Origin of the sequence: Psychrosphaera saromensis, assembly GCF_002954545.1 — a bacterium.
GTDB lineage: Bacteria > Pseudomonadota > Gammaproteobacteria > Enterobacterales > Alteromonadaceae > Psychrosphaera > Psychrosphaera saromensis.
In genome coordinates this window covers 3,214,064-3,237,506 of the sequence record NZ_MSCH01000003.1, presented here as the reverse complement: position 1 = coordinate 3,237,506, position 23,443 = coordinate 3,214,064, and the positions used below count along the sequence as shown (strand labels likewise).

Below are 23,443 nucleotides of genomic sequence, written 5' to 3'. Positions count from 1 at the left end.
GGAACCTGTTTTATGTTAGAGATGTTACAACCTATGATAACTGTATTTATAATTACAGTTATCTTGATACTAATATTAAGGCCGTTAGCTAATAAATTTAATCTTGTTGATAAGCCTAATGAAAGAAAAACCCATGATGGCCATATACCCTTAATTGGTGGTATTGCCATTTATTTAGGTACGGCAATTACATTTCAATTATTTGGTTTAATTGATGAACCAACAAAAATTGTTTTACTTGCTGGTGCATTCATTGTTTTTATTGGCATGCTTGATGATAAATACGACCTACCTGTAAGGTTTAGAATATTAGGGCAGTTACTAGTTGCTGCTTTACTATGTTCGGGATTAGGTGGGTATATTGAAAACTTAGGTGATTTATTTACTTTCGGTGATATTGAACTTGGAGTCCTAGGTATTCCTTTTACTTACATTGCAGTGATTGCAGCAATTAATGCTTATAACATGATAGATGGTATAGATGGTTTGCTGGGCGGAATGTCAATAATATCGTTTATTGGGTTAGCTTATTTATTTAACAACGCTGGTAATGAAATTTTTGCCGTTAACTCCTTGATTATTATAGGCGCTGTATTAGCTTATCTAGTATTTAACATGATGAATCAAAAACATCGTAAGTATAAAGTTTTTATGGGCGATGCAGGTTCAATGCTTATTGGTCTTTATGTTATTTGGATGTTAATTATAGGTTCTCAACCGACAGTATATGGGCAAGAGAGTTTTTCAGCCGTACTAGCTCTATTTATTGTAGGTCTCCCTTTAATTGATATGGCTGCAATTATTGTCAGACGTAAAAGAAAAGGGCAGTCGCCATTTAAACCAGATAGAGACCATATGCATCATATTTTAATGCGATCAGGTTTCTCTACTAGGCAGAGTTTACTAATATTATTACTTTTATCGTCATTATTATTAATTATAGGTATTTTCATCAATACTTACTTGATTAGTTTTATTGGTTTGTTATTTTTTATAGTTACATATATTGGCTACCAATATGTAATCCAGCATGCTTGGCGTTTCATAAAGTTATTAAAAGTTAATAAAAAGTAATGAAAACTTTTACTTAGCAAGTCTGGTGTTTGATACTTGCTAAGTCAACAGATAGAAAAATATATTAAAGTAGATGTAAGGCACCTCGATTAAGTAATAATTAAAGTCGAAAGTATTTAAAATAAAAATAATTTTAAGGTTGTAGTATATGAATGTCACATTAGATAATCCCACTATAGGAATTATAGGATTAGGCTATGTAGGTCTTCCATTAGCTGTTGAATTTGGTAAAAAATATAACACGATTGGTTTTGATATAAACAAATCACGAATTGAAGAACTAGGTAATTATCAAGACTCAACTTTAGAGTGCTCAGAAAACGAATTAAAATTAGCTGAAAAACTTAAGTATAGTAGTGCAGTTGATGATTTAAAAATTTGTGATATTTATATTGTGACTGTGCCGACTCCGATCGATAAACACAAACAGCCCGATTTAACACCTTTAGTGAAAGCAAGTCAAATGTTGGGTAGTGTCGTAAATAAAGGTGATATAATTATATATGAATCAACTGTATATCCTGGGGCTACAGAAGAAGTTTGTATACCAGAAGTCGAACGCATTTCAGGTTTGATTTTTAATATAGACTTTTTCGCGGGGTATTCACCTGAACGAATTAATCCAGGTGATAAGACTCACCGGGTTACTAATATTTTAAAAGTAACTTCCGGTTCTACACCTGAAATAGCTGAAAAAATAGATCAGCTTTACAAGTCAGTTATAACTGCAGGAACCCATAAAGCTAGTTCAATCAAAGTTGCTGAAGCAGCTAAGGTAATTGAGAATACTCAGCGTGATGTAAACATCGCTTTAATTAATGAGCTCTCAATTATATTTAATAAGTTAGGGGTTGACACCTTAGAAGTTTTGGAGGCAGCTGGTACTAAATGGAATTTTTTACCATTTCGTCCTGGGCTAGTTGGAGGACATTGTATTGGTGTTGACCCATATTATCTTACTCATAAAGCTCAAACCGTCGGCTATCACCCTGAAATGATATTAGCTGGTCGTCGTTTAAATGATGGAATGGCTAAGCATGTTGTATCTGAATTAGTAAAAAAAATGCTGAAAAAACGTATTCAAGTAGATGGTGCCAATGTATTGTTGATGGGGCTTACTTTTAAAGAAAATTGTCCTGATCTTCGCAATACTAAAATTGTAGATATTGTAAGTGAACTAAAAGAATATAATATAAATACAGATATTGTGGATCCTTGGTGCTCAAGTGCTGAAGCTGAACAAGAATATAATTTAAAGCTGATAGATGAGCCTAAGCAAGCGCATTATGATGCGGTTATTTTGGCAGTATCGCATGATGAGTTTAAAGCGCTAGGAGCTGAGAAAATTAAAGCACTGGGGAAAGAAAATCATGTGATTTATGACTTAAAGTACATTCTTCCTAAAGAACAAGTCGATATGCGCTTATAGTGCGAAAATGTTACTTCCATATGGTTAATCAATAATATCATGTCCCTTGAATATACAGAAAGAGTTAAAAAAATTGATGACTAAATATCAAGAAATAAAAAACAATTTAGAACTAGAGCCTAAAACTTGGTTAATTACAGGTGTCGCGGGATTTATAGGCTCTAACTTACTTGAGCAATTATTATCATTGGGTCAAAAAATAATTGGTTTAGATAACTTTGCAACGGGCCACCAGCATAATTTAGATGAAGTTCAGTCTCTGGTTTCATCTGAGCAATGGGAAAACTTTACCTTTATCAAAGGTGATATTCGTAATTTCGATGACTGTCAAAAAGCTGTTTCTGGTGTTGACTATATACTTCATCAAGCAGCTTTAGGTTCAGTACCACGATCAATTGCAGATCCAATATTAACCAACTCTGCTAATATTACGGGCTTTGTTAATATGTTAACCGCAGCAAAAGAAGAGCAAGTCAGTACTTTTGTTTACGCCGCTTCAAGTTCCACTTACGGTGATCATCCTGCATTACCTAAAGTAGAAGAAAATATAGGTAAGCCATTATCACCCTACGCAGTAACAAAGTATGTAAACGAGCTATATGCTCACGTGTTTAACAAGACCTATGGTTTGAATGCAACCGGTTTACGTTACTTTAATGTATTCGGCAAACGTCAAGACCCCGATGGAGCATATGCAGCAGTGATCCCGAAATGGACTGCTGCTATGATCAACAACCAAGACTTATATATCAATGGTGATGGTGAAACGAGCCGTGATTTTTGTTTTGTTGAAAATGCAGTACAAGCAAATATATTAGCTGCTACAGCAGATTGTGCAGGTAAGAACCAAGTTTATAATGTAGCTTTAGGCGATAGAACAAGCTTAAGTACTTTATTCGATAGCTTAAAAGTTGCATTAAAAGAAAATGGCTTAAACTATGATAAATCAGCAATTCATCAAGACTTTAGGGGAGGGGATGTTTTACACTCCCAAGCGGATATTTCTAAAGCTAAAGATTTATTAGGTTTTGAACCTGAGTTTAAAATTCAAAAAGGTATTGATAAAGCGATGCCTTGGTATATTAATTTTATGAAAAAATAAAAACATAACTTTGTTATACTACCGATCAGTTAGTCACTTGTTTTGAAAAATCATTCATTTTTATCCAAGATTTTAGCTAGACAGAAATACACCTAGAATCAAAACGAAGCGTAGATACAAAAAGGGCTAGAGTATGATCTATCACAATTATGCTGTAGCCCTTAATTTATTGATGTTCGCTTAAGTGAACGGCATTAGAGCTTTGTTATATATTATTCATGAACTTGCTTACATTGATGTAAGTATTTAGTTTAGTCAGGAACAATCCCCCGTGTTTTGTACCTATATATTTGTTTTTCTTTGTAATAAATCAGACGACGATAACTCATTTGAAAGTATCATTTAGACAGTAATGCTTAAAACTATTATAATATTATCGTTTAAGTAAAAGTGTAGTAATGAGGATTAGGTTGAATTTTAAGGTAAATGCTTTTTTAAATCGAGCTCTAAGCAGTGCTGTAGTTAAAAATATTTTGATAGTTTGCGCTGGAGTTTTAGGTGCTCAAGCTATTAATATGCTTTTCTATCCTATTATTACTAGGATTTACGGACCAGAAGTACTTGGTCTGTTAGGCATATTTATAGGGTTAGTGTCCATCATAACTCCTATTTCAGCTCTAACTTACCCTATTGCTATAATATTACCAGTCCAAGATAAAAATGCTCAGGCATTAATGGGGATATCTTTTTATATATCCCTAATTACATCAATTCTTACATTTGTCTTACTCTACTTTTTTTCTAAAAGCATCCTGGAATTAATGAATGCTGAGACAATAGCCCCCTATATTATGTTAGCGCCTCTCTCAGTATTTTCTTTCGCTTTATTTCAAATACTTCAACATTGGTTAATAAGAAAAAAATCATTTCCTAGGCTTGCTAGAGTAGGTGTAATTCAAGCTTTTATTTTAAATATACTCAAAGTAGGATTGGGGGGGCTAAGCCCATCCGCAGTTATTCTTATTGCTATTAGTGTGTTTAGTAATTTCTTGTATACCGCGATGCTTTTAAAGAGTTATCGAAAAATTAAAGAATTAAAGAACGTACTATTTGATTTCAGTAGAATGAAATTTATTGCTAAAAAATACTCTGATTTTCCAATTTTCAGGTCACCTAAGGATTTACTTAGTAGTTTCGCTCAAAACTTACCTATATTTATACTTGCACCTCTTTTTGGCCCCGCAAGTGTCGGGTATTTTATGCTTGCCAGAATGGTTGTTAGTATACCATCTCAACTAATAGGTAAGGGGATTGGTGATGTCTTATATCCCCGAATTACTGAAGCTTATAGAAATGGTGAATGTACTTACACACTAATATATAAGTCTACATTAACATTATTGATAACTGGAGCTGTTCCATTCCTGCTGTTGATGATTTTTTCTCCGTATATTTTTGGTTTTGTTTTTGGTGCTGATTGGGTAGAATCTGGTGTTTATACTAGGTGGTTATCAATTTACTTTTATTTTGCATTTATTAGTAGAGTAAGTTCTCTAGCAATGCCGATTTTAAGCTTACAAAAAGAACATTTAATGATCGAGATTGTAAGTATATTATTAAAAGTTATAGCTCTATTTTCAGGTTATTTCTTTTTTAATCAGGCTGAATATTCAATTGGGTTTTATAGCCTTGCAGGTATGATTCAATTTATACTAACAATTAGTTTAGTATTCTTTGTAGCCAAAAAACATAAAAACTCTGTTCATTCAAATATTAATGATAAAAGTATCAAGTTTCTTAGATAATAATTATTTATTGTATTGTGTCAGTATAGTTAAGGTAACGTTTAAAAATGAAAAAAATTATTAAGAAAATAGTATCTATTACTTTTATTAATAAAGTTCGATTATTGTTAAATATTAAGTATAGGTTTGCTTATAACACTTTTAATGAATCAACAAGAATTGTTAGCACTGAAGAGACTGTGAATACCCTAATTATGCTTTTGGAAAACAAGAAGAAAGGAGCTTATTTAAGGTTTGGCGATGGTGATTTATTCATATTAAAAAATATGGGAGAGGCGCGTAATCAAAAATTTAATGAAAGTTTATCTGTAGAGCTAAAGCAAGCAATCAGTCTCAGTGGTAGTGGGGTTATGAAATCGTTAGCTATTCACTCTGAAAAATTTGGAATGGATGAGCATATGGAGCCTGGTATTCATGAGAGGCCTAATTGGGAGGCTGAAAAATTTGCTTTAAAAAGTTACGAGTTTTTTATAGGTTGTCAGATTTTCTCTCCTGTAGCGATGCATTATCAGATTGTTTATAATAAAGATCTCGCATTAAAATTATTTCGTATTTTAAAATCTTCTAATCCTATTTTTGTTGGAAGTGAAAAAAATGATGTATCTGTTATAGCCAATGTTTTGGGGTCTGGGGCATTTATTCAAACACCTCATCGGAATAGTTATCAAGACATAGATCGAATCGAAAGTGCGATTGTCAAGGAAATTGAAATTCGTAATAAGGATTTTGATGTAGTTGTACTCTCATGTGGCTCTACTGCTAAAGCTTTGATAAAGAGATTACATTTAGATAAAAATAAGAAGGTATTTCTATTTGACATGGGGAGTGTGATTGACTTATTTCATGGTAGAAATACTTGGGCATGGGTGAAAAAATCAGGAATAACTAATGATTATTTAAATTCCTTTATAGAAGAATTAAATAGTTAATGATCAATCAATCTAAGTCAATTAGTAATAAAAGTATTGATAGTTTTTTATTTTATAGCCTAGCTTTCCTACTAATATTAATTGCTGGCTTTCGACCTTTTGGATTCGATAAGGACTCTTTAGGCTATGCTACTCTAGTTAATTTAGCCGTAAATGGGAAGTTAGCTATTGAGCCAACTTTTATATTAATTTCAAAGTTGAGCTACTTAATTTCCCCTGGTAATCCTGAGCGGATAACCATTTTAATTTATTCGGTATTGAATATTTCAATTATATCCTTGATTATTCATAAGTATTCAAACGCAAAGTTTGTAAGTCTATTGGCTTACTTTCTTCTTTTTTACCCATTGTTAACATTGACTCAAATTCGTTTTGGTATTGCATGTGCGATATTTGGGCTATCAATTAAAGATATTGTAGATAAACGTTTTTTATCATTTCTTTTTAAAACGATAATTGCAACTATGTTTCATTACTCTGCGGTGCTCATATTACCGCTCTACTTTTTATCGACAAAAACATTAAACAAAAAGTTTTATCTATTACTTATTATATTTTCGTTTATATTTTCATTTTTTTCATCAGGACTTATTAGCTTATTAGTTAATAATTTGGTGTTTTTACCAACTTATATTGAAACCAAACTACAACAATATTTAGTGTATAAGGATTATGCCGAATTTAATGTAATTAATTCATTTTCGATTATTTTGATCTCTATATTCTTCGTGACTTTACTTAAAGCTGAGAAACTTCAGGTTCGAGAAGTCGTAATGTTGAAAGTATTAGGTATTGGAATTGCAATATCTTTGGTTTGTTCTTTTTTTCCAACCTTGAGTGTTCGGATTTTGTACTTATATGGGATTGTTAGTATCTTCATGGTAATAAAAATGATTGGGATGTTTAGTGCAAATTCAAAAGGAATATTTTTTGTGTTTATATTTTATTTGTATTTGTTAGTCGCTTATAAAATTAACTATGTTAACGGGTTACTCAACTTTGAGCTTGTTGGTGAATATTTATGAAGTACCAAAAAAAAATAGGTGTAGTTGTATTAAACTGGAACAATTATTCAGATTCACAGTTGTGTGTTGAAGGGTTAATTTCATCAAGAAATGAATCCGAGTATAATTTAGAAATATTCTTAATAGACAATAACTCTACCGATGGAAGTAGTATAAAACTATTCGAAGAATATGGTGATAAAGTAAATTTTTTTAATACAGGTTACAATGGTGGCTATACGTATGGTAATAACTTCGGAATTAAAGAAGCTTTAAGCAACGGTTGCGATTATGTTTTTATTCTAAATAATGATTTGGAATTTATAAAATTTAATCAAATGCTAGATACTGCTATCAATGTCTTAGAATTTGATCCAAATATCGGTGTTTTAGGTTTTGATATTCATAATTATGATACTGGGATGTTGTTACCTTCAGAAACCAATATTGATAAGGTACTTAACAAGTTACTGAAAATTGACACTAGTCCTATATATTTTGATGGGGCAACGACTTATTCAAATAAAAGAAGTGTATGCGGTTGTGCTCTGCTTTTTAGAAGTACTTGTTTAGATAATATAGGTTTGTTTGATGAAAGTTTTTTTATGTACGCAGAAGAACAAGACATTTGTTTGAGGGCTATAAGTCAAGGGTGGACTGTTTGTGAAATTCACAACCCTCAAGCTAAGATATTAAGGAAAATAGACCCTATATCTGAAAATCAGCTTATATGGTTTTATGGAACTCGAAATATTTTTATGGCTTATAGCAAAAACTTAAACGGTATAAATAAATTTATATTTCCATTTTTACAAGTTCTTATATATACAAAAAGTATACTTTCTCATTTGTTAAAAAAACGAGGAGTAATTAGTAAAAAAATATTTAAAGGGCTATTCGATGCTTTTTTTGTGAAGAGTAAAGGTTATAAGAAAGATGACTAAGTTAGTAGTTTATCTAGATTACAGCAATACATGAGTTTCTTTAATTACGCTTCTTCTTTATCTAGGTTTAAGTTATGAATGATAAATGTACAGTTCTTGTTTTTTTACCATATTACCTTCCAGGTTATAGGGCCGGAGGTCCTATTCGTAGTATAAGTAATTTAGTTTCACATTTAAGTGATGAATTTAATTTTAAGATTATTACTTCAGACCGTGATATCAACTCTGTAGAATGTTATGACGACATTAGTATAAATCAGTGGAATAAAATTGACGGTAACGATGTATTTTACTTATCCCCTGATAATATGTCGTTTACTAAAATGAGAGAGTTATTATCACATACAAAATATGATATTTTGTATGTGAATAGTTTTTTTAGTTCAAATTTTTCTATATATCAAATTTTAATATTTCAACTTTTTCTGAAATCTAAAGGTCGTTTTATATTAGCCCCCAGAGGCGAGTTTTCGGTAGGTGCATTATCCATAAAATCGTTTAGGAAAAAATGTTATATTGGTTTAGCTAAAATGATGCGCCTATATAAAAATATAACGTGGCAGGCCTCTAGTGAGTATGAGTCTCAAGATATTATTAATGTTATGGGCCGTAAGAGTAAAGTATTAGTAGCTCCAAATTTACCGAGTTACTTCTCTGGTATAGAATTTACTGATGAATATGTAAATAAAATAGATGAAAATAAACCATTAAAAATTATTTTCCTTTCTAGAATATCACCAATGAAAAATTTAACTTTTGCTCTCGAAGTCTTAAATAAAGTGACGGTTAATGTTGAGTTTTCTATTTACGGTACAAAGGAAGATATAGATTATTGGTCTAAGTGTGAGCACCTAATAAAAAATTTACCGATGAATATAAATGTTAAATATTGTGGTCCAGTTCCACACAATGAAGTTCAAACTATTTTTTCTAATGGTGATTTATATTTTTTGCCTACGCTGGGTGAGAACTATGGACATGTCATATATGAAGCTCTTTCATGTGGTTTGCCAGTCTTAATTAGCGATCAGACTCCATGGAAAGATTTAATGAGTAAGAATTTAGGTTGGGATTTAAGTTTAGATAGTATGAGTCCATACATTGAGGCGATTAACTCTTTTGCTAGTATTGATACTAATGAGCGTTTAACTCAGAAAAATACAATTGTTAAATTTGCAAAAGAAATATTTCAAGATAATAATGCGGTCGAGATGAATCGGACTCTTTTTAATACAAAGGTAGAATGAAAACATATGTTTAAAAATAACACTTTATTGATTACTGGAGGCACAGGCTCCTTTGGTAACGCGGTTTTACGTCGCTTTTTAAATTCAGATATTAAGGAAGTTCGAATATTTTCTCGTGATGAAAAAAAACAAGATGATATGCGTAAAAAGTTTAATTCCGATAAATTGAAATTTTATATTGGAGATGTAAGAGATTACCAAAGTGTAAGTAATGCTATGCGCGGTGTCGATTTTATTTTCCATGCGGCAGCATTAAAGCAAGTCCCATCTTGTGAATTTTATCCTCTTGAAGCGGTTAAAACGAATGTATTAGGAACTGAAAATGTACTTGAGGCCGCAATAGCTCACAACGTTAAAAAGGTTGTATGTCTGAGTACTGATAAAGCGGTGTATCCAATTAATGCTATGGGTACTTCTAAAGCAATGATGGAGAAAGTTATTGTTGCTAAATCACGTAATGTCCCTGAAGGAATGACAATATCGACTACTCGCTATGGCAATGTAATGGCATCGAGAGGGTCCGTTATTCCATTGTTTGTTCGTCAAATAATAGAAAATACCCCTATAACAATCACAGACCCTAGCATGACTAGATTCATGATGACTTTGGATGATGCTGTAGATTTAGTTATTCATGCATTCAAAAACGGTAACAACGGTGATATTTTTGTACAAAAAGCTCCGGCTGCCACAATTGATATACTGACTAAAGCAATATTTAGTTTAATGAATAAACCTGAGCATCAAGTAAACATTATAGGTACTCGTCATGGTGAAAAGTTATTTGAGGTTTTATGCAGTCGTGAAGAGATGTTTGTAGCAGAAGATCAAGGCAGTTACTATCGAATACCTGCTGACAATCGTGATTTAAATTATTCAAAATATTTTGAAGAAGGTGAAAAAGACCTTTCCAAGGTAGCTGATTATAACTCACACAATACTGAAAGGCTGAACGTTGAAAGTATGAAAACTCTTTTATTAAAATTAGATTTTATGAGAGAGATTGAGAAAGGTAACTTAATCGTCCCTGAAGGTGTATAAGTGAGAGTTTTAATTGTTGGCGCGACAGGAATGTTGGGTTATAGCTTGTTTAGTAATTTAAGTGAGTATGAACAGCTAGATGTCTACGGAACGGCAAGAAGTTTAAAAGGCAAAGAAAGTTTTTATATCAACAAAACCGATAAAATAATTACTGATGTTGATGTTACAAACCCTAATGAGCTTGAGTTAGCCATGGAGACTATAAAGCCTAATGTTGTTATTAACTGTATTGGGTTAATTAAACAACATGACCTGTCTAAACAGTATGTTGATGCGATTACTATAAACTCCCTCTTACCGCATAAATTAGCATCTATTTGTGATCGAATGGGAGCAAAGTTGATACATTTTTCAACGGATTGTGTATTTACTGGTAATAAAGGTGGGTATTTAGAAACTGATATCCCTGATGCTCAAGATTTATACGGGAAAAGTAAATGTTTAGGTGAAGTAGATTATGCACCTCACTTGACATTAAGGACATCTATTATCGGGCATGAGCTATCTTCGAGTGTTAGTTTAATCGATTGGTTTTTATCACAACAATCGACCACTAAAGGTTTCTCTAAAGCTATATTTTCAGGATTACCAACTTGTTCTATAGCAAAAATTTTAGCCGAAAGTATTCTTCCTAATATGAATTTAAATGGTTTATATCAATTAAGTGTTGATCCAATAGATAAATATTCTTTATTAAAATTGGTCGCTAGTATTTATGATCATAAAGTAGTAATAGAAGAATCAATGGAACTTGTAATCGATAGATCTCTTAACTCTGACCGTTTACGCAAAACTATTAATTTAAAAGTACCAACATGGGATTCGCTTATTATTGATATGTATAGCGATTATAAGAAAAGGTACCAAGGACTCACATGAAAAAATTAAAAGTAGTTACAATAGTAGGTACACGCCCTGAAATTATTCGCTTATCGAGAACAATTGAAAAATTGGATAAATATTGTGAGCATATTTTAGTACATACTGGTCAAAATTATGATTATGAATTAAATCAAATATTTTTTGATGATTTGAGTATTCGCTCTCCTGATGTATTTTTAGAGTGTGCAGGAAAAAGTTCAGCAGATACAATTGCTCAAGTTATTGCCAAATCTGATGATATGTTTTCTGAAGTTAAACCAGATGCTCTTTTAATTTTAGGGGATACAAATAGCGCACTATCTGCTATTTCTGCAAAGAGACGAAAAATCCCTATCTTCCATATGGAAGCTGGTAACCGCTGTTTTGATTTAAGAGTTCCGGAAGAAATTAATAGAAAAATTATAGATCATATAGCCGATATTAATATGCCTTACACAGACATTGCTCGTGAGTATCTTCTAAATGAAGGGTTAAAACCCGAATTTATAATTAAAACAGGTAGCCCTATGGACGAGGTGTTAACTTATTACAGTGATAAGATTGAAGCATCAGATATAGTTTCTAGATTAGATTTAATTCACGGTAAGTACTTTGTTGTTAGTGTTCATCGTGAAGAAAATGTCGATTCCGATAAGAATATCCACAAATATGTTAATGTTTTAAATACTTTAGCTAAAAAATATGACTATCCAATCATAGTATCAACACATCCACGTACTAGGAAAAAAATTGAGTTACTAAACTTACAGTTTGATCCATTAGTTAAACTGATGAGCCCTCTGGGCTTTTCTGATTATATTCGTTTACAGTGTGATGCCAAGCTAGTATTAAGTGATAGTGGTACGATCACGGAAGAGTCTTCTATAATGAATTTTTCAGCATTAAATATTCGAGAAGCACATGAAAGACCTGAAGGTTTTGAAGAGGGTGCAGTGATGTTTACAGGGATGGAAATTGAACGTATTTTACAAGCAATTGAAATTCTGGAAGATCAAAAAACTGGTGCAGAACGAAATATTAATATAGTGAAAGATTATATAGCTCCAAATGTTTCTGATAAAGTCGTTCGTACAATAACAAGTTACACTGATTACGTTAATAAATTTGTTTGGAAAGCAGTTTGAAAATAGCTATATTTGTAGATGATTATTTACCGGAAAGTACAAAAGTAGCCGCTAAAATGATCAGTGATCTTGCAAGAGAGTATTTGGTACAAGGACATAACGTAACTGTTTTTGTACCGAGCTCTAAAATTAAACAGGGAAAAGTTGAATCTATCATTGATGGAGTTAACGTTGTTTTTTTTAAAAATGGCGAAGTAAAACATCCGAATAAAATAAAGAGAGCAATTAATGAGTTCACTTTATCTTATACTGCATGGTTTCGTTTAAAAGTATTTTTCAAAGCTAATCCACAAGATTTAATCATTTACTATTCTCCATCAATTTTTTTTGGTGAGCTTGTTAGACGCTTAAAAGTACTTTGGCAGTGTGATTCATATCTTATATTGAGAGATATATTTCCTAGTTGGGCGGTAGAGCAGGGTCATATAAAAGAAGGAAGTATAATCCATCGCTTTTTTTCTTTTTTTGAAATTAAAAATTATGAGGCTGCCAGCGTTATAGGTTTACAATCAAACAAGAATAAAGAAATGTTTGACAGCCGTTTTTTAGGGAAATATAAAACTGAGTGCTTGTATAATTGGGCCGAGTTAGTTGAACCCTTACCATCAAATAATAATATACGTGACATTTATAATCTGCATGACAAGATTATTTATTTTTACGGTGGCAATATGGGGACGGCCCAAGATATGATGAATCTTGTTCGTCTGGCTCATTCTATGAAAAAGTATGAGAATGCATTTTTCTTATTTGTTGGGGCTGGCGATGAAGTCTTAATGATGCAAAACTCAATAAATGAATTAGGGCTAACGAATGCTTTAATACTTCCATCTGTAAATCAAGTTGAATTTCTTGAGATTTTATCAGCATGTGATATTGGGATGTTCACTTTAAGCCAAAATCATACTAGTCATAACTTCCCCGGTAAAATATTAGCTTACATACAACAAAATAAAGCGGTTTTGGGCAGTGTTAATCAAGGTAATGATATTATTGATCTGTTTGATAAATACTCTGGTGGTTATTTAACCGTAAATGGTGATGATGATATTTTACTGAAAAATGCAATTAAATTACTAGAGCTTAATAATAGAATCTTAGTAGTGAAAAATGCATCTGCTATTTTAAAAAATGAGTTCTCAGTTAGAACTGCAGCGTTAAAAATTGCCTCTATAAGATAAGTACATTATAAGTTTTATTCTAATATAAAATATGTTTTTTGCTTAGTAGCTAGATTTAGAATCAAATAATTTTTGATATTCATTCATTTACTTTATCATTTATTAAAGTAAATAATGATAGGAGCTAGCTCATTATAAGTTGTTATAGATGGTATTATTAAAGAGCTACAGAATTAATACTTATAGGTTCTATTTTTATTAGATAAAATAGAGGTATGAATGGTAACTTTTCATGTAGCTATTTTCAGGTGTGAATGGAGAATGTTCTTGATATTTATTGAAATTGATAAGAGGTTTACGTAATGCGTAAAGGAATTATATTAGCCGGTGGCAGTGGTACTCGTTTATACCCTTTAACAAAGGTAGTTAGTAAACAGTTAATGCCTGTTTATGACAAGCCTATGATTTATTATCCACTTGCTACTTTAATGCAAGCTGGGATACAAGAAATTTTAATTATATCTACACCTCAAGAAATAGGCCGATTTGAAGATTTATTAGGTAATGGTGATAATTTTGGGGTGAAGCTTCAGTATCAAGTACAAGAAAGTCCAGATGGTTTAGCTCAAGCTTTCTTATTGGCCGAAGATTTCCTTAATGGAGCTGCCGCGGCATTAGTACTTGGCGATAATATGTTTTATGGTCATGATTTAGTCAAATCGCTTAAAAATGCTAATCAGCAACAAGCCGGTGGTACTATTTTTGGTTATCACGTCGCTAATCCTAAAGCGTATGGTGTTGTTGAATTTAATGAATCAGGCAAAGCTATCTCGATAGAAGAAAAGCCTGTTGAACCAAAGTCTAATTATGCTATTCCTGGATTATACTTTTTCGATGAGCGTGTGGTTGAATTTGCAAAGAATGTTAAACCTTCCCCTCGTGGTGAATTAGAAATAACTGACGTGATTGAACAGTACCTAGATGCTGGGGATTTACAAGTTGAAATTATGGGCCGCGGAACAGCTTGGTTAGATACCGGCACTCACGATGACTTATTAGCCGCTGCACAATTCATATCCACTATTGACAAGCGCCAAGGTTTGAAAGTTAATTGTCCTGAAGAAGTTGCTTATAGAAATGGTTGGTTATCAGAAGAAAAGTTATTAGAGATAGCTAAGCCGTTAATTAAAAGTGGTTATGGTGAATATTTAGTGAAATTAGTTACAGAGAAAATATATTAATGGAAGTTATTCAGACTCTTATTCCAGACGTTAAAATTATCCAGCCTAAAATATTTGGTGACGAACGTGGTTTTTTCATGGAAACGTTCAGAGATGATTGGTTTACTGAACATGTTGCAGATGTAACTTTTGTACAAGACAATCACTCAAAATCTAGCCAAGGTATTTTACGCGGATTGCATTACCAGTTACAGCAGACCCAAGGTAAGCTTGTACGCGTAACACAAGGCGAAGTCTATGATGTTGCCGTTGATATGAGAGAAGATTCACCTACATTAGGTCAATGGGTTGGCGAATATCTTTCATCGAGCAATGGTAAGCAATTATGGGTGCCTGCAGGTTTTGCTCATGGTTTTTATGTTACTTCTGAAAGTGCTGAATTTGTTTATAAATGTACTGACTATTATCACCCAGAGTCTGAAGTATCGGTGAAATTTGATGACCCTACATTGATGATCCCTTGGCCTCTAATTAATAACGAACTTCCTCAGCTTTCAGCAAAAGATTTAGCAGGCTCTTTGTTTGCTAATGCAACTAAATTTTAAACGGTTATTACAAAAATGAATAAAACTATATTAGTAACTGGCGGAGCCGGTTTTATAGGCTCAGCTTTAGTACGATACTTGATTAATGAAACCCAACATACAGTTGTTAATATTGATAAATTAACTTACGCAGGTAATTTAGAATCATTAACAGAAGTTGCAGACTCAGAACGTTATAATTTTGTGCAAGCTGATATATGTGACAAAGCTAAAATGGTTGATACCCTTAATACGTTTAAGCCAGATTACATAATGCACTTAGCTGCTGAAAGCCATGTAGACCGTTCAATTGATGGTCCAGGTGAGTTTATTCAAACCAATATTGTTGGTACCTATGAGTTGTTAGATGCGGCTAAAAATTACTACCAGTCTCTTTCTTCAGATAAGAAATCACTATTTCGCTTCCACCATATTTCGACAGATGAAGTTTATGGCGATTTAGGTGAAACTGGATTATTTACCGAAGACACTCCTTATGAGCCAAGCTCTCCTTATTCAGCTAGTAAAGCGGCATCTGACCATTTAGTTAGAGCTTGGTACCGTACTTTTGGCTTACCTGTAGTGGTAACAAATTGCTCAAATAACTATGGTCCATTCCATTTCCCAGAAAAGCTAATCCCTTTAATTATTTTAAATGCATTAGAAGGCAAAGCTTTACCTATCTACGGTGACGGAAAACAAATTAGAGATTGGTTGTTTGTAGAAGATCATGCCAGAGCACTATATAAAGTAGTGTCAGAGGGGACTATTGGTGAGACTTATAATATTGGTGGATTTAATGAAAAACAAAACATTGAAGTCGTCAATACCATTTGTGATCACTTAAATGAACTCGTAGTTAATAAGCCAGACGGGATAACTGACTTTAATCAGTTAATCACTTATGTTACAGACAGACCTGGACATGATGTTCGTTATGCAATTGATGCAAGCAAAATAAACAAAGAACTTGGATGGAAGCCAGAAGAAACTTTTGAATCTGGTATCAAGAAGACAGTTGAGTGGTTTTTGGCTAATTCACAATGGTGTAAGAATGTTCAAGATGGCTCTTATCAGCGCGATCGTTTAGGTAATTCATAATATGAAAGCGGTTGTTATCGGTCGTAATGGCCAAGTTGCCTGGGAATTACAGCATACCTTACCAGCTAATACTGAAGCATTGGTTCTTGGAAGTAGTGACGTAAATATCATTGATCTAAATGATTTACGAGCTAAAGTAGAAGCTTTTCAACCTAATGTAATAATTAATGCTTCGGCTTATACAGCAGTAGATAAAGCAGAGTCAGATATTGATGCGGCTTACACCATTAACAGAGACGCCGTGAATAATATTGCAGTAGTCGCAAAAGAGTTAAATGCTCGTTTAATTCATATATCGACAGACTTTATTTTTGATGGAACCAAGAATACGGCATACAAAGTAAATGATCTGACAAACCCTGTAAGTGTTTATGGTGCTTCTAAACTCGCCGGCGAGTTGGCGATTAAAGATATCTATCCTGAAAATTCAACGATAGTTAGAACTTCTTGGGTTTATTCATCTCACGGTAGCAATTTTGTAAAGACTATGCTTCGTTTAATGTCTGAGAAAGATGAGCTATCAGTTGTTGGTGATCAAATCGGTTGCCCAACTTATGCCAGAGGGTTAGCTGAATTTATTTGGCAATTGTGCTGTTTAGATAAGGTTGAACACGTTTATAACTGGACAGATCTAGGAGTGGCAAGTTGGTATGATTTCGCTGTTGAGATACAACGAATCGCAATTGATAATGATATTTTAAGTAGATCTATTCCAATTACACCAATTAAGTCAGAGCAGTACCCGACCCCAGCGACTAGGCCACATTTTAGTTTGTTAGATGTCAAAGACTCTCAATCTATCATGTGTGGTGATCACTGGGGGAAAAACTTGATTGAATGTCTTAGAGAATTGAGATAATTCATTATTTTGGCAAAGCAATTTTTATAGTTTAAGTACTAATAAATTACAGATAAATGCACTGAAATAAACCTACTTATTCAAATTGGTTATTAATTAGTATTTTTTTATAACTTAAATCCTCTAATTTACCTTTCACAACATTCTTAACTTAGTCATAATGAATCAAATCATTTTGTTAGGAATGCTTGTGTCGCACAAAAATCTTACTCATTTAAAAAAACTAGAAGCTGAGTCTATTCACATTATGCGTGAAGTGGCGGCTGAGTTCGACAATCCTGTTATGTTGTATTCAGTTGGTAAAGACTCTGCTGTTATGCTTCATTTGGCTCGTAAAGCCTTTTACCCTGCAAAAATCCCTTTTCCTTTATTGCATGTCGATACGACTTGGAAATTTAAGGAAATGATCGAGTTTCGTGATCAAATGGCTGAAAAGTATGGCTTTGAACTTTTGGTACATAAAAACCAAGAAGGCATTGACGCTGGTATTAGCCCGTTCACTCACGGTAGTGCTAAACATACCGACATAATGAAAACTCAAGGTTTAAAACAAGCATTAAATGCTGGCGGTTACGATGCTGCTTTTGGTGGCGCGCGTCGTGATGAAGAAAAGTCTCGTGCTAAAGAACGTGTTTATTCTTTCCGTGATAAAAACCATGCTTGGGATCCAAAGAAACAACGTCCTGAATTGTGGGATACCTACAACAGCAAAGTTGAGAAAGGAGAGAGCATCCGTGTTTTCCCATTGTCTAACTGGACTGAATTAGATATTTGGCAATATATCTATTTAGAAAATATTGAAATTGTACCTCTGTACTTAGCTGAAAAACGTCCAGTTGTTGAGCGTGATGGCACCTTGATCATGGTTGATGATGACCGTATGCCCATTGGTAAAGATGAAAAAATCGAAATGAAATCAGTTCGTTTCCGTACATTAGGTTGTTATCCGTTAACCGGTGCAGTTGAATCTACTGCTGAAACTTTACCTGAAATCATCCAGGAAATGCTCCTTACTAAGACCTCAGAACGCCAAGGCCGCATGATAGATCATGACTCATCTGGCAGTATGGAGAAGAAGAAGATGGAGGGGTATTTTTAGGCGGAGCCTAAGAATACAGCGGCGAGGGACGAGTTACGAGAGTCGAGTCAAAAGCTAATATTGTTCTATATTTATATTTGTTTTAATAAAAGGAACTTATATATGAAATATGAACAACTAGATGTTTGGCAACGGGCATTTAAACTAGCGACAGACTCCTATCGTTACCTCAAGTACTGCAAAGATTATGGTTTTAAAGATCAATTGTGTCGCTCGGCAGTTTCTGTACCAAGCAATATAGCTGAAGGTTGGGAAAGATATTCACAACAAGAGAAGTTTAGGTTTTTAAGTATCGCTAAAGGTTCATGCGGTGAGTTAAAAACACAATTGATGATTGCAGTTGAAATTGAATATATAGGTTCTAGCGTTGGGCAAGCAGCTATTAGTAAAGCTGAAGAAATATCGAAAATGCTAGGTGGACTAATGAAAAAGGTTAAAACTCGAAACTCGAAACTCGAAACTCGAAACTGGAATGTTATGATTGAAAACGAATTATTAAAAGCAGATATAGAAGAATATTTGAAGCAGCATGAAAACAAAGAGTTGTTGCGTTTTATTACCTGTGGATCTGTGGATGACGGTAAGAGTACTTTGATTGGACGTTTGTTGCATGACTCTAAAATGATCTTTGAAGATCAGTTAGCAGCCATAAAAAATGACTCAAAACGTTTTAATACCACAGACGGAGAAATTGATTTAGCTTTGTTGGTTGATGGTTTGCAGTCGGAACGTGAGCAGGGCATTACTATTGATGTTGCGTATCGTTATTTTGCTACCGATAAACGTAAGTTTATTATTGCGGACACGCCTGGGCATGAGCAATACACTCGTAACATGGCAACCGGTGCATCTACTGCTGACTTAGCAATTATATTGATTGATGCGCGTTATGGAGTACAAACTCAAACGCGTCGTCACAGTTTCATTGCCTCTTTACTTGGTTTAAGTAATGTTATTGTTGCGATTAATAAAATGGATTTAATGGACTTCTCAGAAGACGTTTTTGAAGACATTAAAAAGCAATACATGTCGTTAGCTGAAAGCTTAGAACTTAAGAATATTCAGTTTGCGCCAATCTCTGCTTTAAAAGGCGACAACGTTGTTACCCGTAGTGAACAATCACCTTGGTACCACGGTGAAACCTTAATGGAAATGTTGGAAAATACGCCAATTGCTGAGTCATTTAATTACGAAGACTTCAGACTTCCTGTTCAGTATGTGAATCGTCCTAATCTAGATTTTAGAGGTTTTGCTGGCACTATTGCTGCAGGCATAGTTCGTGTTGGTGACGAGTTAACGGTATTGCCGTCAGGCCAATCGTCTAAAGTAAAAGAGATTGTTACTTACGATGGAAATATTCCAGAAGCGCATGCTGCAATGTCCGTTACTTTAACACTTGAAGATGAAATTGATATTAGCCGTGGTGATGTTTTGGTTCATTCTAATAACCAAGCAGAAGTGGCGAGTGATTTAGAAGTTAATGTTATTTGGATGGCAGAACAAGCTATGACGCCAAACAAGCAGTATGACTTTAAATTTGCTAGTAAAACTACACCTGGTGCATTTTCAAATATAGATTATACGCTTGACGTAAATACCATGGCACACGGTGAAGCTGTACATTTAAAATTAAATGAGATTGCTCGTTGTCAGTTAAGTTTGAACAATCAAATTGCGTTTGATAACTATAAAAAAGTAAAAGGCACAGGTTCTTTTATTATTATAGACAGATTAACTAACGTAACCGTTGGTGCTGGTATGATAGTTAAAAAAGGCGCAACCGCCGCCAAAGTTTCCGGTGGTAATATATCTGAGTTCGAAATTGAGTTTAATGCTCTAGTTCGTAAGCACTTCCCACATTGGGAAGCAAAAGATATTAGTGGGTTGTTTAAGTAAAACAGAAGCGAGTTACGAGTGGCGAGTTATGAGCTAGGAGTTGCAAGAAAATAACAGCGGTGTGATACTCGTTGCTCGTTGCTCGTTGCTCGAACCTCGTTACTCGAACCTAGGATAAATCTTGAATCTTGACATGATAATAATGGTACTCATTTTTGTGGGTACCATTTTCACATTAATAAAATACCAACAAAAGTCGGGTTTGATTTTTGGTGTTGCTTTTGTTGCGACTTATTTAACAAGTAACATTACTGATCAACAAGTGGTTGAGAGTTTTTCTAATCAAGGTTTGTTGATATTAATATTGTTAATGACCTGCTCAGTGGCGATTGAAAAGACATCTTTAATCCGCTGGATCACGGGTAAAATAGAAGGGCGTTCGTATTTTATTACCTGGTTAAAACTGTTTTTGTCTACCGCTATTGGCTCTGCATTTTTAAATAATACCGCTGTGGTTTCAACCATGATCTCGCCGGTGCGTAACAACTCTACTATTCCTGCTAGTAAATTATTATTACCTTTGTCATACGCGGCCATTTTAGGCGGTACGTTAACCTTAATTGGTACTTCCACAAACTTGATTGTTAACAGTATGTTGACGGAGTCGGGGCATCAAGGTTTTCATTTCTTTAGTTTTACCTTAGTTGGCTTGTTTGCGTTTGTTATTACTAGCTTTGTTATCTACTTCGTATCAACAAGATTACCGACAATAAAAGCCACTAAACAAGACTTTCAATGTTATCTGTTAAACGCCAAGGTATTGGAACATTCAAGTTTGATAGGAAAGTCAGTTACTGACGCTGGGTTAAGACATTTGGATTCACTGTTTTTGGTGGAGATAAGCCGCCAAAATAAAGTAATTTCTCCTATTTCTCCTAACGAATTAGTAAAAGCCAATGACAGGTTAGTATTCAGTGGTGATGTGCGTCAGGTTTCGCAAATTAAGCAATTTGATGGTGTTGAGATTGTTGTGGATTCAAGCTCAGTCTCGATAGAGAACATGACAGAAGTTGTAGTGCGGCCAGATAGTGACTTACTTAATAAAACGCTAAAACAAGCAGATTTTCGTTCTAAATTTAATGCTGCCGTTATCGCGTTTAAACGAGATGGTGCAGCGTTAAGTGGCAAATTAGGTGAAATTAAAATAAATGCCGGAGACTATTTAGTACTTGTCACTGGGCATGATTTTGCCAAACGTCAAAATGTGAAAAAGAATTTTATAACCTTAAGTGGGGTAGAGCCAAATCATAAACTTACAGGCAAAAAACAAACCCTTGCGATAGGCGGTTTTTTAACGGCAATTTTATTGTCAGCTATTGGTGTAGTAAGTTTATTTAAAGCCTTAGTGGTGTTGTTTGGTTTGTTAATGTTTACAGGCTGTTTATGTTTTCAAGATATTAAACAGCGCTTGCCATTTAATATTTGGCTAATAGTAGGCTCTGCAATCGCGCTATCGCACGGACTTGGCAATACAGGTGTGTTGTCTTATGTCACATCACTTATTAGCTTAGAGTTAACCTTAGACAACGCCTTTATGTTTTTGGTTGGCCTTTATCTAGTAACGTTAGTCTTAACCGAATTAGTGACCAATAACGCCGCTGCCGCATTAATGTTCCCGCTTGCTTATAGTATTCCGCTGTTTTACGGCATAGAGCCAATGCCATTTATATTGGCCGTTGCCTTTGCCGCGAGCTCAAGCTTTATTAGCCCTTATGGCTATCAAACAAACTTAATGGTGTTTAACGCTGGGCATTATAAGTTGATGGACTTTGTAAGAGCTGGTGTTCCGGTATCAATAACATTTTCAGCATCTGTGCTGTACGCCATTTATTTGTTTTATCCGGTTGTAGAGATATAGCGACGAGTTTCGAGATGCGAGTAAACGAGTGACAGAAGAAAAGAAGATTAAGTTGCGAGGGCAACAGCTTCGAGTTTCGAGAAGCGAGTAAACTAGTAAACAAGAGATTAGAATGGATAGAAAAATCGGATTTACTATTTATGGGGTTTTATATGACATATGAAAACTTAGCTGTTTGGCAGCGCTCGTTTAAGTTAGCTATGAAGGTATATAAGCTTTTTAGAATAAATAATGACTATGGATTTAAAGATCAGATATGTCGTTCAGCTGTTTCCGTACCTAGTAATATAGCAGAGGGATGGGAAAGGTATTCAGATAAAGAAAAGTTTAGATTTTTATCGATAGCTAAAGGCTCTTGTGGCGAATTAAAAACTCAGCTAATGCTGGCAAAAGAAATTGGTTACCTAGCTAAAGGTGATACCGATATTACGATAGGTTAAGCAGAATAATTTTCCAAAATGCTTGGCGATTTGATGAAATAAATTAAAAAATTAACTCGAAACTCGAAACTCGAAACTCGAAACTCGAAACTGGAAAATTCTATGTCTCAAAAACAAAAAACAGATAATGTGGTTTGGCATAATCAAGCTGTTACCACACAACAAAGAGAAGAACATAAAGGTCATAAGGCTTGTGTGCTTTGGTATACAGGACTTAGTGGCTCGGGGAAATCGACCATTGCTAATGCCGTAGATAAAAAATTATTTGAGTTAGGTGTTCATACTTATTTGTTAGACGGTGACAATGTTCGTCATGGTTTAAATGGTGACTTAACATTTACCGATAAAGACAGAGTTGAAAATATTCGTCGTATTGGTGAAGTTTCAAAACTGTTTGTTGAAGCTGGATTAGTAGTTTCCACTGCCTTTATCTCTCCATTCCAATCAGACCGGGATATGGCCAGAGACTTAGTGTCTAACAATCAATTTATTGAAGTGTTTGTTGATACCCCAATTGAAGTATGTGAACAACGTGATCCAAAAGGCTTATATAAAAAAGCCCGTTCAGGTGAAATTAAAAACTTTACTGGCATAGACTCAACTTACGAAGCACCAACACAAGCAGAAGTACACCTTAAAACTGCCGAGCAAAGCATTGAGCAATGTGTGGATGTGGTTGTTGGGTATTTGAAAGAGAAAGGGATTATAAAGTAACGAGTTTAGAGTTACGAGTAACGAGTTAAAAGCTCAACTCGCAGCTCGCTTCTCGCTACTCGGAGCTAA

The 23,443-nt window shown here is 34.0% G+C and carries 21 protein-coding genes and 1 pseudogene; all 22 read left to right on the top strand.

Features of this window, described 5'->3' with window-relative positions:
- Window positions 1-12: 12 nt before the first annotated feature.
- The 22 genes and pseudogenes from wecA to cysC all read left to right on the top strand — a co-directional run bounded on the left by wecA (window position 13) and on the right by cysC (window position 23,374).
- Window positions 13-1,074 (top strand): UDP-N-acetylglucosamine--undecaprenyl-phosphate N-acetylglucosaminephosphotransferase, encoded by a 1,062-nt coding sequence (gene wecA / locus BTO11_RS14580; RefSeq protein WP_105053284.1) that lies wholly within the window; start codon window positions 13-15, stop codon window positions 1,072-1,074.
- A 148-nt stretch (window positions 1,075-1,222) separates the two neighbouring features.
- Window positions 1,223-2,503, top strand: a complete 1,281-nt coding sequence (gene tviB, locus BTO11_RS14575; RefSeq protein ID WP_105053283.1) for a Vi polysaccharide biosynthesis UDP-N-acetylglucosamine C-6 dehydrogenase TviB — start codon at window positions 1,223-1,225, stop codon at window positions 2,501-2,503.
- Between the two features lie 76 nt (window positions 2,504-2,579).
- The gene (locus BTO11_RS14570) at window positions 2,580-3,605 is read left to right on the top strand and encodes an NAD-dependent epimerase/dehydratase family protein (protein WP_105053282.1); all 1,026 of its coding nucleotides are present in this window, start codon (window positions 2,580-2,582) and stop codon (window positions 3,603-3,605) included.
- Window positions 3,606-4,015: 410 nt separating this feature from the next.
- The gene (locus tag BTO11_RS14565) at window positions 4,016-5,350 is read left to right on the top strand and encodes a lipopolysaccharide biosynthesis protein (RefSeq protein ID WP_181135924.1); all 1,335 of its coding nucleotides are present in this window, start codon (window positions 4,016-4,018) and stop codon (window positions 5,348-5,350) included.
- A gap of 47 nt (window positions 5,351-5,397) precedes the next feature.
- A complete protein-coding gene (locus BTO11_RS14560; RefSeq protein WP_105053280.1) occupies window positions 5,398-6,279 on the top strand; it encodes a GT-D fold domain-containing glycosyltransferase in 882 nt (293 codons plus the stop codon).
- On the top strand, window positions 6,279-7,304 hold the full coding sequence (locus BTO11_RS14555; RefSeq protein WP_105053279.1) for an EpsG family protein: 1,026 nt from the start codon (window positions 6,279-6,281) through the stop codon (window positions 7,302-7,304). Before BTO11_RS14560 ends, BTO11_RS14555 begins: the two co-directional genes overlap by 1 nt.
- Window positions 7,301-8,227, top strand: coding sequence for a glycosyltransferase family 2 protein (locus tag BTO11_RS14550; RefSeq protein WP_105053278.1), 927 nt, complete (start codon window positions 7,301-7,303; stop codon window positions 8,225-8,227). Before BTO11_RS14555 ends, BTO11_RS14550 begins: the two co-directional genes overlap by 4 nt.
- Before the next feature lie 74 nt (window positions 8,228-8,301).
- A complete protein-coding gene (locus BTO11_RS14545; protein ID WP_105053277.1) occupies window positions 8,302-9,474 on the top strand; it encodes a glycosyltransferase family 4 protein in 1,173 nt (390 codons plus the stop codon).
- A gap of 6 nt (window positions 9,475-9,480) precedes the next feature.
- The gene (locus BTO11_RS14540; protein ID WP_105053276.1) at window positions 9,481-10,515 is read left to right on the top strand and encodes a polysaccharide biosynthesis protein; all 1,035 of its coding nucleotides are present in this window, start codon (window positions 9,481-9,483) and stop codon (window positions 10,513-10,515) included.
- Complete coding sequence (locus BTO11_RS14535; protein WP_105053275.1) at window positions 10,516-11,394, top strand: dTDP-4-dehydrorhamnose reductase family protein; 879 nt, start codon at window positions 10,516-10,518, stop codon at window positions 11,392-11,394.
- Window positions 11,391-12,521 (top strand): non-hydrolyzing UDP-N-acetylglucosamine 2-epimerase, encoded by a 1,131-nt coding sequence (wecB, locus tag BTO11_RS14530; RefSeq protein WP_105053274.1) that lies wholly within the window; start codon window positions 11,391-11,393, stop codon window positions 12,519-12,521. Before BTO11_RS14535 ends, wecB begins: the two co-directional genes overlap by 4 nt.
- Window positions 12,518-13,702, top strand: coding sequence for a glycosyltransferase family 4 protein (locus BTO11_RS14525; protein ID WP_105053273.1), 1,185 nt, complete (start codon window positions 12,518-12,520; stop codon window positions 13,700-13,702). The genes wecB and BTO11_RS14525 overlap by 4 nt, the downstream gene beginning before the upstream one ends.
- A 302-nt stretch (window positions 13,703-14,004) precedes the next feature.
- Entirely contained in the window at window positions 14,005-14,883 is an 879-nt protein-coding gene (rfbA, locus tag BTO11_RS14520) for a glucose-1-phosphate thymidylyltransferase RfbA (protein WP_105053272.1), read from the top strand.
- The gene (gene rfbC, locus BTO11_RS14515) at window positions 14,883-15,428 is read left to right on the top strand and encodes a dTDP-4-dehydrorhamnose 3,5-epimerase (RefSeq protein WP_105053271.1); all 546 of its coding nucleotides are present in this window, start codon (window positions 14,883-14,885) and stop codon (window positions 15,426-15,428) included. The genes rfbA and rfbC overlap by 1 nt, the downstream gene beginning before the upstream one ends.
- A gap of 15 nt (window positions 15,429-15,443) precedes the next feature.
- Complete coding sequence (rfbB, locus tag BTO11_RS14510; RefSeq protein WP_105053270.1) at window positions 15,444-16,508, top strand: dTDP-glucose 4,6-dehydratase; 1,065 nt, start codon at window positions 15,444-15,446, stop codon at window positions 16,506-16,508.
- Between the two features lies 1 nt (window position 16,509).
- Entirely contained in the window at window positions 16,510-17,367 is an 858-nt protein-coding gene (rfbD, locus tag BTO11_RS14505; protein ID WP_105053269.1) for a dTDP-4-dehydrorhamnose reductase, read from the top strand.
- Window positions 17,368-17,557: 190 nt separating this feature from the next.
- Window positions 17,558-18,466: a sulfate adenylyltransferase subunit CysD gene (cysD, locus tag BTO11_RS14500; RefSeq protein WP_105053268.1), complete on the top strand. Its 909-nt coding sequence runs from the start codon at window positions 17,558-17,560 to the stop codon at window positions 18,464-18,466.
- Between the two features lie 102 nt (window positions 18,467-18,568).
- Window positions 18,569-18,898: pseudogene (locus BTO11_RS16645) on the top strand (four helix bundle protein); the annotation flags it as partial.
- Between the two features lie 45 nt (window positions 18,899-18,943).
- Window positions 18,944-20,362, top strand: coding sequence for a sulfate adenylyltransferase subunit CysN (gene cysN, locus BTO11_RS14495; protein WP_373295163.1), 1,419 nt, complete (start codon window positions 18,944-18,946; stop codon window positions 20,360-20,362).
- Window positions 20,363-20,519: 157 nt separating this feature from the next.
- A complete protein-coding gene (locus tag BTO11_RS14490; protein ID WP_308428108.1) occupies window positions 20,520-22,220 on the top strand; it encodes an SLC13 family permease in 1,701 nt (566 codons plus the stop codon).
- A 152-nt stretch (window positions 22,221-22,372) separates the two neighbouring features.
- Window positions 22,373-22,660, top strand: coding sequence for a four helix bundle protein (locus BTO11_RS14485; RefSeq protein ID WP_105053266.1), 288 nt, complete (start codon window positions 22,373-22,375; stop codon window positions 22,658-22,660).
- Between the two features lie 102 nt (window positions 22,661-22,762).
- Window positions 22,763-23,374 (top strand): adenylyl-sulfate kinase, encoded by a 612-nt coding sequence (cysC, locus tag BTO11_RS14480; protein ID WP_105053265.1) that lies wholly within the window; start codon window positions 22,763-22,765, stop codon window positions 23,372-23,374.
- The last annotated feature ends 69 nt before the right edge of the window (window positions 23,375-23,443 follow it).

Excerpts from the sequence above, each read along its gene's own strand:
- wecA (WP_105053284.1), top strand. The coding sequence starts at position 13 with ATGTTAGAGATGTTACAACCTATGATAACTGTATTTATAATTACAGTT.
- tviB (WP_105053283.1), top strand. The coding sequence starts at position 1,223 with ATGAATGTCACATTAGATAATCCCACTATAGGAATTATAGGATTAGGC.
- BTO11_RS14570 (WP_105053282.1), top strand. The coding sequence starts at position 2,580 with ATGACTAAATATCAAGAAATAAAAAACAATTTAGAACTAGAGCCTAAA.
- BTO11_RS14560 (WP_105053280.1), top strand. The coding sequence starts at position 5,398 with ATGAAAAAAATTATTAAGAAAATAGTATCTATTACTTTTATTAATAAA.
- BTO11_RS14555 (WP_105053279.1), top strand. The coding sequence starts at position 6,279 with ATGATCAATCAATCTAAGTCAATTAGTAATAAAAGTATTGATAGTTTT.
- BTO11_RS14550 (WP_105053278.1), top strand. The coding sequence starts at position 7,301 with ATGAAGTACCAAAAAAAAATAGGTGTAGTTGTATTAAACTGGAACAAT.
- BTO11_RS14545 (WP_105053277.1), top strand. The coding sequence starts at position 8,302 with ATGAATGATAAATGTACAGTTCTTGTTTTTTTACCATATTACCTTCCA.
- BTO11_RS14540 (WP_105053276.1), top strand. The coding sequence starts at position 9,481 with ATGTTTAAAAATAACACTTTATTGATTACTGGAGGCACAGGCTCCTTT.
- wecB (WP_105053274.1), top strand. The coding sequence starts at position 11,391 with ATGAAAAAATTAAAAGTAGTTACAATAGTAGGTACACGCCCTGAAATT.
- rfbA (WP_105053272.1), top strand. The coding sequence starts at position 14,005 with ATGCGTAAAGGAATTATATTAGCCGGTGGCAGTGGTACTCGTTTATAC.
- rfbC (WP_105053271.1), top strand. The coding sequence starts at position 14,883 with ATGGAAGTTATTCAGACTCTTATTCCAGACGTTAAAATTATCCAGCCT.
- rfbB (WP_105053270.1), top strand. The coding sequence starts at position 15,444 with ATGAATAAAACTATATTAGTAACTGGCGGAGCCGGTTTTATAGGCTCA.
- rfbD (WP_105053269.1), top strand. The coding sequence starts at position 16,510 with ATGAAAGCGGTTGTTATCGGTCGTAATGGCCAAGTTGCCTGGGAATTA.
- cysN (WP_373295163.1), top strand. The coding sequence starts at position 18,944 with ATGATTGAAAACGAATTATTAAAAGCAGATATAGAAGAATATTTGAAG.
- BTO11_RS14485 (WP_105053266.1), top strand. The coding sequence starts at position 22,373 with ATGACATATGAAAACTTAGCTGTTTGGCAGCGCTCGTTTAAGTTAGCT.
- cysC (WP_105053265.1), top strand. The coding sequence starts at position 22,763 with ATGTCTCAAAAACAAAAAACAGATAATGTGGTTTGGCATAATCAAGCT.